At 63.9% G+C, this 10383-nt stretch carries 13 protein-coding genes; 7 read left to right on the forward strand and 6 right to left on the reverse strand.

The window, feature by feature from the left end:
* Window positions 1-168: 168 nt before the first annotated feature.
* From ACEQZD_RS14520 to rplM, 4 genes are all read right to left on the reverse strand, one after another.
* Window positions 169-1455, reverse strand: a complete 1287-nt coding sequence (locus tag ACEQZD_RS14520; RefSeq protein WP_370186296.1) for a cytochrome bc complex cytochrome b subunit — start codon at window positions 1453-1455, stop codon at window positions 169-171.
* Window positions 1452-2039: a ubiquinol-cytochrome c reductase iron-sulfur subunit gene (gene petA, locus ACEQZD_RS14525; protein WP_370186298.1), complete on the reverse strand. Its 588-nt coding sequence runs from the start codon at window positions 2037-2039 to the stop codon at window positions 1452-1454. Before petA ends, ACEQZD_RS14520 begins: the two co-directional genes overlap by 4 nt.
* A 224-nt stretch (window positions 2040-2263) precedes the next feature.
* Window positions 2264-2659 (reverse strand): 30S ribosomal protein S9, encoded by a 396-nt coding sequence (rpsI, locus tag ACEQZD_RS14530; RefSeq protein ID WP_067607123.1) that lies wholly within the window; start codon window positions 2657-2659, stop codon window positions 2264-2266.
* An 11-nt stretch (window positions 2660-2670) separates the two neighbouring features.
* A complete protein-coding gene (rplM, locus tag ACEQZD_RS14535; protein ID WP_067607125.1) occupies window positions 2671-3099 on the reverse strand; it encodes a 50S ribosomal protein L13 in 429 nt (142 codons plus the stop codon).
* 212 nt (window positions 3100-3311) lie between these two features.
* Between rplM and ACEQZD_RS14540 the strand changes: the two genes are divergently transcribed.
* The 3 genes from ACEQZD_RS14540 to ACEQZD_RS14550 all read left to right on the forward strand — a co-directional run bounded on the left by ACEQZD_RS14540 (window position 3312) and on the right by ACEQZD_RS14550 (window position 6964).
* Window positions 3312-4349: an aldo/keto reductase gene (locus tag ACEQZD_RS14540; RefSeq protein ID WP_370186300.1), complete on the forward strand. Its 1038-nt coding sequence runs from the start codon at window positions 3312-3314 to the stop codon at window positions 4347-4349.
* Window positions 4350-4578: 229 nt separating this feature from the next.
* Window positions 4579-6201, forward strand: a complete 1623-nt coding sequence (locus tag ACEQZD_RS14545; RefSeq protein ID WP_370186302.1) for a phytoene desaturase family protein — start codon at window positions 4579-4581, stop codon at window positions 6199-6201.
* A gap of 13 nt (window positions 6202-6214) precedes the next feature.
* The gene (locus tag ACEQZD_RS14550) at window positions 6215-6964 is read left to right on the forward strand and encodes an SGNH/GDSL hydrolase family protein (RefSeq protein WP_335629051.1); all 750 of its coding nucleotides are present in this window, start codon (window positions 6215-6217) and stop codon (window positions 6962-6964) included.
* Here ACEQZD_RS14550 and ACEQZD_RS14555 read toward each other — a convergent pair.
* Complete coding sequence (locus ACEQZD_RS14555) at window positions 6948-7196, reverse strand: hypothetical protein (RefSeq protein WP_142948023.1); 249 nt, start codon at window positions 7194-7196, stop codon at window positions 6948-6950. The genes ACEQZD_RS14550 and ACEQZD_RS14555 overlap by 17 nt on opposite strands.
* Before the next feature lie 100 nt (window positions 7197-7296).
* On the opposite strand from ACEQZD_RS14555, the gene ACEQZD_RS14560 reads away from it, so the two are divergent.
* From ACEQZD_RS14560 to ACEQZD_RS14575, 4 genes are all read left to right on the forward strand, one after another.
* Entirely contained in the window at window positions 7297-7641 is a 345-nt protein-coding gene (locus ACEQZD_RS14560) for a SymE family type I addiction module toxin (protein WP_335629050.1), read from the forward strand.
* A 284-nt stretch (window positions 7642-7925) separates the two neighbouring features.
* A complete protein-coding gene (locus ACEQZD_RS14565; RefSeq protein WP_335629049.1) occupies window positions 7926-8246 on the forward strand; it encodes a hypothetical protein in 321 nt (106 codons plus the stop codon).
* Window positions 8239-8664 (forward strand): type II toxin-antitoxin system VapC family toxin, encoded by a 426-nt coding sequence (locus ACEQZD_RS14570; RefSeq protein ID WP_335629048.1) that lies wholly within the window; start codon window positions 8239-8241, stop codon window positions 8662-8664. The genes ACEQZD_RS14565 and ACEQZD_RS14570 overlap by 8 nt, the downstream gene beginning before the upstream one ends.
* A gap of 112 nt (window positions 8665-8776) precedes the next feature.
* Window positions 8777-9133 (forward strand): hypothetical protein, encoded by a 357-nt coding sequence (locus ACEQZD_RS14575; RefSeq protein WP_335629047.1) that lies wholly within the window; start codon window positions 8777-8779, stop codon window positions 9131-9133.
* A gap of 139 nt (window positions 9134-9272) precedes the next feature.
* On the opposite strand, the gene ACEQZD_RS14580 is transcribed toward ACEQZD_RS14575, so the two are convergent.
* Window positions 9273-10383 (reverse strand): OmpP1/FadL family transporter (locus tag ACEQZD_RS14580; RefSeq protein ID WP_370186305.1); only part of this gene is annotated, 1111 nt, incomplete at its 5' end.

Raw genomic sequence — 10383 nt, forward strand, 5'->3', positions numbered from 1 at the left:
CGTGGCAGCCCATGCAGTAGTTGACGAACAACTTGGCGCCGTTCTGCAGGCTCACCTTGTCCTGCAGGTTGACCGGTGCGTCCACAATGTACTTCTTGTTGCCGCCGCCGGCGGCGAACGCCATCACCGGCAGGCAGCTGAAAAGCATTACCGCGACTAGCTTTCTCATCAGTGACCCCCCGTTACGCGTTCAGGAACCGGCTTGGCTTTCTCGAATCGGTGCGCCAGAGGCAGCCCGATAAAGAAGAAGGCGAAGTAGTACACCGTGCCGATCTGCGCCACGAGCTTGGCGGTACCCGTCGCGGGTTGAGTGCCCAGGTAGCCCAGCACCAGGAAGTCCAATGCGAACAGCCCCAGCAGAACCTTGCTCAGCCAGCCTTTGTAGCGAATCGACTTGACCGGGTGACGATCCAGCCAGGGCAACAGGAACAGCACCACGATGCCGCCGCCCATGGCGATCAGGCCCCAGGCCTTGGACGACATACCGAACCAGTCGATGGTGGTGGCCCGCAGCATGGCGTAGTAGGGGCCGTAGTACCACACCGGCGCAATCTGATCCGGCGTCTTGAGCGGATTGGCCGGCACGAAGTTGGGCTTCTCGATCAGGTAGCCGCCGCCGGTGGGGAAGAAGAACACCACCACGGCGAAGATGATCAGGAAGATGATCACGCCCGGCAGGTCTTTCACGGTGTAGTAGGGGTGGAACGGGATGCCGTCACGCGGGATGCCGTTCTCGTCCTTGTTCTGCTTGATTTCCACGCCGTCCGGGTTGTTGGAACCCACTTCGTGGAGCGCAAGAATGTGCAGGAACACCAGCGCCACCAGCACCAGCGGAATCGCCACCACGTGCAGGGCGAAGAACTTGTTCACCGTGGCGGTGGACAGCAGGTAGTCGCCGCGCACCCAGGTGGTGAGGGCGTCGCCGATCTCCTTGGCGTCCTTGGCATCGATGAACGGCAGGATGTCGAACGGAATCGCGCCGGCCAGGGAGATGATCACCTGGGCGCCCCAGTAGGACATGTTGCCCCAGGGCAGCACGTAGCCGAGGAAACCTTCCGCCATCAGGGCCACGTAGATCAGCATGCCGAAGATCCACACCAGCTCGCGGGGCGGCTTGTAGGAGCCGTACAGCAGGCCGCGGAACATATGCAGGTAGACCACGGCGAAGAAGGCGGACGCGCCCACCGCGTGCATGTAGCGGATCAGCCAGCCCCACTGCACGTCGCGCATGATGAACTCGACGGACTCGAAGCCCTGGCTGGGGGAGTAGAACATGGTCAGCCAGATGCCGGTGAGCAGCTGGTTGATCAGCACCACCATGGAGAGCACGCCAAAGTAGTACCAGAAATTGAAGTTCTTCGGAGCGTAGTACTCCGACATGTGCTTCTTATACGCGTTGACGACGGGGAGACGCGCATCCACCCAGTCGATCAGACCGTTCACCATTCTCATCATGCCTTGGTCTCCCCTTCTTCAGAGCCGACGATAACCACGGACTCGCTCAGGTAGGAATGGGGCGGCACCACCATGTTGGTCGGCGCCGGCACGCCCTGGTAGACGCGGCCCGCCAGGTCGAACTTGGAACCGTGGCAAGGGCAGAAGAAACCACCCTCCTTGAGTTCAACGGTGGGTTCTTCTTCGTACAGAGGAGAACACCCAAGATGCGTGCAGATGCCGATCAGGATCAGATATTCTTTTTTGATCGAGCGCCACAGGCTGGACGCATAGGCAGGCTGCTGGTCTTCTTCGGATTGCGGGTCCTTGAGCTGGTCGTTCAGCTTGTCGAGCGCCGAGACCGTCTCTTCGGAGCGGCGGATCACCCACACGGGCTGGCCTCGCCATTCCTGTACCACGCGCTGGCCCATCTCCAGCTTGCTGATATCCACCTGGACCGGAGCCCCCGCGTTTTCAGCTTTGGCGCTGGGCTGCCAGGATTTAACAAAAGGAACCGCCGCGCCTAATGCACCCGCGGCGCCGACTGCTGAGGTCAGGCCGATCAAAAAGGTGCGGCGGCTGGTGTTTACGCCGTCATTGCTCATTGAGAAGTTCTCCCCTTAAATCCCACGCTCGGGGGGTGATCCGAGACTCGAGGTCGGTCCTCGTGCTCCGGGCGGAGTAAGGCGGCGCAAATGTTAATGAAAAAGCCCACATCTGACAACCGGTTATTCCCCACGGGCAAACCGCTAAACCCCTGATTTGCACACAAAAAAAGCCCAGCAAAGCCGGGCTTTTTTCGGGCGTAAAACGGCTCTGGACGGCCGTCTTAGCGCTTGGAGAACTGCGGACGCTTACGCGCCTTGTGCAGACCCACCTTCTTACGTTCCACGGCGCGGGCGTCACGGGTGACGTACCCGGCGCGGCGCAGGGAACCGCGCAGCTCGCCGTCGTACTCCATCAGCGCACGGGTGATACCGTGACGGATGGCACCGGCCTGGCCGTTGTTGCCACCGCCGCTGACGGTCACGTAGACGTCGAACCGGTCCAGCGCGTCGGCCAGCTCGAGGGGCTGACGCACCACCATGCGGTTGGTGTCGCGACCGAAATAAACGTCAAGCGGACGACCATTCACGGTGATGTTACCGCTGCCCGGGCGAAGAAAAACACGTGCGGCGGCCGTTTTGCGGCGACCTGTTCCGTAGTCGGCGTTTGCAGTTGCCATCGACTGACCTCTTAAATTTCCAGCTGCTGCGGCTGCTGAGCAGTGTGCGGATGCTCGGTGCCGGCGTAGACTTTGAGTTTGCGCAACATGTCGCGACCCAGGGGGTTACGCGGCATCATGCCTTTAACGGCTTTCTCGATCACCAACTGAGGCTTGGAATTGATCAGCGTCTCGAAATTGGCTTCCTTGATGCCGCCCGGGTATCCGGTGTGGCGGTAGTACATCTTATCGGTGGCTTTTTTGCCAGTGACCGCCACCTTTTCCGCGTTGATCACAACGATGTAATCGCCGGTATCAACGTGCGGGGTGTATTCCGGTTTATGCTTGCCACGCAGCCGGGTGGCGACTTCTGAGGCCAGCCGGCCCAGCGTTTTGCCGGAGGCGTCTACCACATACCAGTCGCGCTTTACGCTTTCCGGTTTGGCGCTGTAGGTCTTCATGGGAGTCTTCCCTAAAAATTGTGCCCTGAATTCATAACGTTACGGGTAATACCAACCCTCCGGCGAGAGCCCGCCGGGCAAGAGGGTGCGAATTGTACTTAACGCCCCCGGCAAAGACAAGCGTAAAGACGCCCTTTCGCGGGCTGGGCCCGCTCCCACAATCGGGTATAGTCACCGTTTTGCCGAAGCAAACCTATTATAGGAGGGAGAGCATGGAATACCGTCCGCTGGGCAACACCGACCTGAAGGTGAGCAGCCTCTGCCTGGGCACCATGACCTGGGGCAACCAGAACAGCGCCGAGGAAGGCTTCGCGCAGATGGATCTGGCCCTGGACCGGGGCATCAACTTCTTTGATACCGCCGAGATGTACGCGGTGCCCGCCAGCGCCGAGACCTCCGGGCACACCGAGGAGATCATCGGCCAGTGGTTCGCCAGGACCGGCAACCGCGACAAGGTGGTGCTGGCCACCAAGGCCGCCGGCCCCGGCGACTACGTGAAACACATCCGCGGCGGCCCGCGCCTCAACCAGGACCACCTGGAGCGCGCCGTGGAAACCAGCCTCAAGCGGCTGCAGACCGACGTCATCGACGTCTACCAGCTGCACTGGCCGGAGCGCACCACCAACTACTTCGGCCGCCTGGGCTACAAACACCGTGAAGACCAGGACGCGGTGCCCATCGCCGAGACCGTGGCCGCCCTGAAAAAGCTGGTGGACAGCGGCAAGATCCGCCACTGGGGCCTGTCCAACGAGACTGCCTGGGGCACCATGGCCTTTATCCGCGAGGCGGAGAAGATCGGCCTGGCGCCGCCGGTATCGATCCAGAACCCCTACTCCCTGCTCAACCGCAGCTTCGAAGTGGGCCTGGCGGAAGTGGCGCACCGCGAGAACGTCGGCTTGCTGGCCTATTCGCCACTGGCGTTCGGCATGCTCACCGGCAAGTACCGGGGCGGCCAGTGGCCCGCCAACGCCCGCCTGACCCTGTTCAAGCACTTCGCCCGCTACACCAACGACCAGGCCACTGAAGCTACCGAAGCCTACTGCCGCCTGGCCGAGGCGCGCGGCGTCAGCCCCACGCACCTGGCGCTGCAGTTCGTCACCACGCGCCCGTTCGTGACCAGCAACATCATCGGCGCCACCAACCTCAACCAGCTGCGCGAGAACCTGGACAGCGTCGACATGGCCTGGGACAAGGATCTGGAGAAAGAGCTGGAAGCGATCCACACCCGCTTCCCCTACCCGGCGCCCTGATCGGTGGGTGAGAGCTTGTGCGAGCGGGCCTTGCCCGCGAAAGGCAAGCTCTGCTTGCCGGCGGGACACCAGAGGCCTGCTGAAGCCCCGCTTTCCAAGGTCTCTGGGATCCTGCCGGGAGCTTCGCTCCCTTTCGCGGGCCGGGCCCGCTCCTACGAACCTCGCTCTTGACCGGGCGGCTGGATTGGGCGAATGTGTACGCTGTACACTTCAAGGGAGCGCCCCCACCATGCCCAGCCCGCAGCCCAGTTCCATCCGCGTCGGCCGCCGCTACCGCGCCAACCGCCTGGACGGCTCCTATGACGTCCTGGTGATCGGTTCCGGCATCGGCGGCCTGTGCGCCGCCGCCTGCCTCAGCAAGCTGGGCAAGAAGGTGGCCGTGTTCGAGCAGCACTACACCGCCGGCGGCTTCACCCACAGCTACGAACGCAACGGCTACGAGTGGGACGTGGGCGTCCACTACATCGGCGACATGGGCGCCCGCCACACCCTCAGCCGCCGGCTGTTCGACCACATCACCGACGGCAAGCTGCAGTGGGCGCCCATGGACGCCTGCTACGACCGCATTTTCCTCGGCGACCGCCACTACGACCTGGTCGCCGGCCCCGACGCCTTCCGCGCCGAGCTGAAACGGGCCTTCCCCGACCAGCACGGCGCCATCGACGCCTATATGAAGGCGCTGAACAAAGCCGCCGGCGCCATCAAACCGTTCACCGCCAGCAAGCTGCTGCCCGCGCCGCTTACCCGTGTGGCGCGGCTGGCGCTGAACCGCGGCGCCCTGGGCCGCTACAACCGCCCCACCCGCGAGGTGCTCGCCGAGCTCACCGACGACCCGGAGCTGATCGCGGTGCTCACCGGGCAGTGGGGCGACAACGGCCTGCCCCCGGCCCGCTCCAGCTTCCTGATTCACGCGCTGATCGCCCGCCACTATCTGTACGGCGGCTACTACCCGGTGGGCGGCGCCTCGGAAATCGCCCGCAACGTGATTCCGGTGATCCAGCAAAGCGGCGGCGAAGTGTTCACCTACGCCGATGTCACCAACATCCTGATCGAAAACGGCCGCGCCGTCGGCGTGCGCCTGGCCGATGGCCATGAAGAGCGGGCGGCCACGGTGATCAGCGACGCCGGCGTGTTCAACACCTTCACCGAGCTGCTGCCGGACACCGCCCCGCAGCACGCGGCCTACCGGAAGCAGCTCGGGCAGGTGCGGCGCGCCATGGCCAGCGCCTGCCTGTACATCGGCCTCAACGACACCGCCGAGAACCTGGGGCTGCCGAAAACCAACTACTGGATCTACCCGGACAACGACTACGAAGGCCAGCTCGACCGCGCCCTGGCCGACCCGGACCACCACGATATCCCGCTCACCTATATCTCCTTCCCCAGCGCCAAGGACCCGGACTTCACCCGCCGCTACCCGGGCCGCGCCACCATTGAGATCGTCGCCGCCGCGCCGTTCGAGTGGTACCAGCGCTGGGCCGACGCCCCCTGGGGCAAACGCGGCGATGACTACGAAGCGAAAAAAGAAGACTTTTCCCAGCGGCTGCTGGAAAAGCTGTTCGAGAAGCACCCCCACCTGCGCGACCACCTGGACTATTACGAACTGTCCACGCCGCTCTCCACCGCCCACTTCTGCCGCTACCCGGAGGGCGAAATCTACGGCCTGGACCACGATCCGGAACGCTTCGAACAGGACTGGCTGCGCCCGAAAACCAAGGTGCCCGGCCTCTATCTCACCGGCCAGGACATTCTCACCTGCGGGGTGGGCGGCGCCCTGGTCGGCGGCGTGATGACCACCCTGGCGATCAGCGGCCGGCGCGGGCTGCCGCTGGCCAAACGCATGCTGGTGTGAGGCCGGGGACACCATGCGGTTCTGGTTGATGTGCCTGCTGCTGGCGCCGCTGCTGTTCGTTCAGACGCGGCGCGCCCGCCGGGACACCCCACGCCTGCCGGAGGCCGGCGGCGCCGACCGGGGCCGCGAAGGCAGCGGCGACGGCCCGCCGCTACGGCTGCTGGTGGTGGGCGAATCCACCGCCGCCGGCGTCGGCGTCGCCGAGCACCGCCAGGGCCTGGGCGCGCATCTGGCCCGTGCCCTGGCGGCCCGCCATCAGAACACGGTTACCTGGCAAGTGATCGGTGTGAACGGCATCCGCGCCCTGGGCCTCAACCGGCATCTGGGCGACCGGCCGCCGGCGGAGGCGGACCTGGCCGTTATCAGCCTGGGCGTCAACGACACCACCGGCGTCACCCGCCCGAGCCGCTACCGCCAGCACCTCACCGACCTGATCGGCACCCTGAGACGCCACCGGCCCGACCTGCCGGTGTATCTGCTCGCGGTGCCACCGATGCAGCACTTCACCGCCCTGCCCCGGCCGCTGCGCGACCTGCTGGGCCAGCGCGCGGCCCAGCTTGATCGCACCCAGCAAACCCTGGCGGCGCAGCTCCACGGCGTGCACCACTTGGCCTACCCGGCGATCGCCGACCCCGCCTGCCTGGCCGAAGACGGCTACCACCCTTCGGAGAAGGGGTACGCCTACATCGCCGAGCAGGTCGCCGGCCAACTGCGCCCGGCGCCGTTCAGCGGCGCCGGAGTGGACGTCACGAAATCGCCGTGACCGGAACACGCCGGCGCACTTTCACCACCGGCTTGCGCCCGGCCTCTTCCCGGTCACCGCCGGAAGACGCCTCGCCGAAGGCGCACACCACGCTCGCCGACTCCGCGTCCAGCACACCCTGCGGCACACCGTCCTGGTTGTCCGGGTGCGCGCACCAGATTCCGGGTCCGTAGGGCGTGCGTCTCGCCCTGGCGTCGCCGTACCGGCAGCCGCTGCAACATTTCAGTTTCATCCCTGGGCTCCCTTCCTTGCGCTGCTGCTATTCATGGTTATCCGTCCCCATTTTCACGGCGAAGATCGCCGCTTCAGGGGAACCCCAAGAGTCGCAGAGCGTGGCAGGCGGCGTAAAGCGGATGTGCGGGTTCGGCAAGGAAAGGGTTATCGCGAATACTGTTGATACGGACAGTGTTCTGATGTTGGATGGAAGGTGCGATTTATCGAGAAGCGCTGCCGGGAAGCCGGCACGCGCCTTCCCCTATTGGCGCACGCTGAAAGTCCACCACAGCCGCGACAATTCCCCCCTCAACCCCTATCAAGGCCTCCAGCCGGCACCGCCGGCCGTGCCCCGCGTGCTCTTGAGAGGACACTGGCTGAGCGAAGCGGGCTTCGGCGCGGACACGTTGCTGGATGTGGAGGTGAGTGAGGGCCGGATCGTGCTTACTGCTGTGGTGAGCTGAGGGAGAATGCAGTGTGCCCGGGCGGCGCAGGTGACTCCAGAGCAAACCTGTCCCCACAACAGTGCGGAGAACAGTACCCAAAAGCCCCTGCGCAAAGCACAGGAACAGCTTTAATCCCAACAGGTGTGGGACACCCGGAAGGTGTTACCGATGGAGAGCTCGAGTCCTCCAAGGCTGGAAACCAGGCCCCCGGAGCTCGGCACAGCGCCGGGCTGGCGACCACGCTTCCCATGCTCTGGACGCCCAAAAAGCGCGTGATACACTGCACTCAGAGGTAATTGACTATGGCTACTGTACTGACGCCCGACCAACTGCAGACGATTCGCGGCCGTCGCCCCGTTAAAGGGGAGGCGCAGTATTCCCGTGAGCGCATGGACGAGATCGACTTGGTCATTCGGAAAATGCCAGGGGCCGTTCGTGTAGTAGACGTTTCCGGTGGCGCCAAAGGTATTTACCAGCGCGTGGCCGACACCCTCACCGCAAAAGTCGCAGTCAAGGACGAGCCTCAAAGCCCTCTGGTCCCCACCAAGGTCAGCGACGAGGAGTATGAGGATATCCTGGCTGAACGCATGGCCCAGTACGAGCTGATTCGCCACGGTGAGTGATTTCGACGTCCTTCTGGACACCTGCGCGGTGATTCCTTGGTGCTACGACCGCCTGCCCGAGGCCCTGGGTATGATCGAGAGCCCTCTGGTCTCCACCATCACCGTGCAGGAGGTCTGGACCGGGGCGCTCCGCCCTCCCCTTCCTCGCGACCCCGCCCAGAAGCGCCAAGCTCAATGGGAAGCCCGCACGCTGGATCTACGGTCCCGTGTTATCCCCTTTGGCCGGGTCGAAGCCAGAATTATGGCTGAGCTGCGCCAGGCCTTTCTCGACGAGGCTCGCAAGGACAACCGTGTTTACGCGGACCTGATGATCGCATCGACCGCCCTGGCCGCAGGCCTCCCTCTGGCGACCTACAATGTGGCGGACTTCAAACGCCTGCACGATGACTTGGTCATTGTCGACCTCGAAGCCATGTAACCCCCTCTTTCTAAACTTTGATTTTCAAACGGCTTCTTGAACAGCAAACTGCCCTCACCGGCGGGCACTTTCCGTGTGTCCGAGAAACGGTCGTTTTCCGAATGGGGTGACCATGACAACAGCGACCTTCAAACCCGTAAACCTTCTTCTGGAGGAAGACGGCCACCAAACCCACGGTGATATCGAGCTGAACGACCAGGGACTGATAATACGCCTGACCGTTGATCGACTTGGCCTAGTGAAAATCACGGCACCCGTGCAGGTCGACAGCCAGTGCGTGCCTGATGGGCCTGGTGGTGGCGTAGTGGTCCATGTGACAGGGAGCACCATAGCCGGGGTGACGGTTCAGGCCGTCGTGCTGCGACGCGCATTCAATGCCGCAATGACTGGCCGCCCGGTCTACGGCACCTGGAGCACACTGCGTTCGACCGAGCCGAACCTGATCATAAGCCACGAGTGGCGACCATGAAAATTGGTTACGCGCCCATGTCCGAATCCGCTAATCCCCCAGCCAGACCGGTACACACAAATAAAAGGCGAACCCGGAGGTTCGCCTTTTTATGTTGTCCGGCAGCCGAAGCGTACCGGACTGCCTGTCGCGGAGCGGCTTAGAACTGGTAGTTCAACTGCGCGCCGATGATGTCGGCGTCCAGCTCGTAGGTACCGTCCAGCACCGCCGGGGCACGGCCGTCTTTATAGATGTCGGCGTCGTCCACGAAGATGTGGGCGTAGGCGACATCGATGCTAAGGTTTTCGGTCGGCTTGAAGCCGGCGCCGATGGTGGCCCAGATGCGGTCGGAGTCCGGTGAGATGGCGGAGCGGTTGTCGCTGCTCTGGGTGGACTCTTCCTTGGCCAGGCCGAAGCGCAGCACGGTGTCGTTCTGCAGGGTGTGGCGCACGCCCGCGGAGTAGCGGGTGGTGTCTTCCCAGTTGAACTCTTCGATGGCCGGGTTGGGCAAGCTGGCGGTAGCGCCGGGAGGGGCCGGAAGGGGTACTTGCTGGGTACCGCTGTGCTCAATAACCAAGCGATCCAGGCTGCTCCAGTCGGTACGTTCCACGCCCAGCAACAGTTGGGTGCGGTCGGTCAGGTCACCGGCGTAGGAGAGCTGCAGCACGGCGGGCAGGTCCAGGCCGGTTTCACCGGAGTACTGGCCGGCCAGCTGGTCGACGATGGCCCCAGGTACGCCGGGGAAGGCACCCGGCTTGAAGGTGATGTCGCCGTCGATGTCGTAGCTGATCTCGGAGCGGTAGGCCACGCCGAAGTGGTTGAACTCGTCCGGGCTGTAGGTCAGGCCGACGTTCCAGCCGAAGGCGTCGTCGTCGCCTTCCAGGCGGGTGGCGGCGTTTTCGATGTCGGCGTCGATCTGCTGGTAGTTGACGCCGGCGCCGAGGCGCAGGTTGTCGGTGATCTGGATGCCGACCGCCGGGTTGATGTTGATGGTCTGAACATCGGAGGTCTGGGCGTAGAAGTCACCGGAGGCCGGTACGCCGGTCGGGGACAGGGCGTTACCCCAGTTGTCTTCGTATTCGATCTTGGTGCCGTAGGGGGCGTTGATGCCCAGGCCGAAGGTCACGCGGTCGTTGAACGGCAGGGCCAGGAAGGCGCTGCCGACGAACGGCTCCACGTCTTCGAAATCACCGGGGCCGGAGGCGCCGTTGGCTTCAAAGGTGGTGTCGATCCACACCTGGTGGGCAGCGATGGACACCTCGGCGGTGTTC

Origin of the sequence: Alloalcanivorax sp., assembly GCF_964221125.1 — a bacterium.
Taxonomy (GTDB): Bacteria; Pseudomonadota; Gammaproteobacteria; order Pseudomonadales; family Alcanivoracaceae; genus Alloalcanivorax; species Alloalcanivorax venustensis.

What these genes read in the sequence shown, in the direction of transcription:
- petA (WP_370186298.1), bottom strand. Translation starts at nt 2,039, where the DNA reads ATGAGCAATGACGGCGTAAACACCAGCCGCCGCACCTTTTTGATCGGC.
- ACEQZD_RS14555 (WP_142948023.1), bottom strand. Translation starts at nt 7,196, where the DNA reads ATGAAACTGAAATGTTGCAGCGGCTGCCGGTACGGCGACGCCAGGGCG.
- rpsI (WP_067607123.1), bottom strand. Translation starts at nt 2,659, where the DNA reads ATGGCAACTGCAAACGCCGACTACGGAACAGGTCGCCGCAAAACGGCC.
- ACEQZD_RS14565 (WP_335629049.1), top strand. Translation starts at nt 7,926, where the DNA reads ATGGCTACTGTACTGACGCCCGACCAACTGCAGACGATTCGCGGCCGT.
- ACEQZD_RS14545 (WP_370186302.1), top strand. Translation starts at nt 4,579, where the DNA reads ATGCCCAGCCCGCAGCCCAGTTCCATCCGCGTCGGCCGCCGCTACCGC.
- rplM (WP_067607125.1), bottom strand. Translation starts at nt 3,099, where the DNA reads ATGAAGACCTACAGCGCCAAACCGGAAAGCGTAAAGCGCGACTGGTAT.
- ACEQZD_RS14520 (WP_370186296.1), bottom strand. Translation starts at nt 1,455, where the DNA reads ATGATGAGAATGGTGAACGGTCTGATCGACTGGGTGGATGCGCGTCTC.
- ACEQZD_RS14550 (WP_335629051.1), top strand. Translation starts at nt 6,215, where the DNA reads ATGCGGTTCTGGTTGATGTGCCTGCTGCTGGCGCCGCTGCTGTTCGTT.
- ACEQZD_RS14575 (WP_335629047.1), top strand. Translation starts at nt 8,777, where the DNA reads ATGACAACAGCGACCTTCAAACCCGTAAACCTTCTTCTGGAGGAAGAC.
- ACEQZD_RS14540 (WP_370186300.1), top strand. Translation starts at nt 3,312, where the DNA reads ATGGAATACCGTCCGCTGGGCAACACCGACCTGAAGGTGAGCAGCCTC.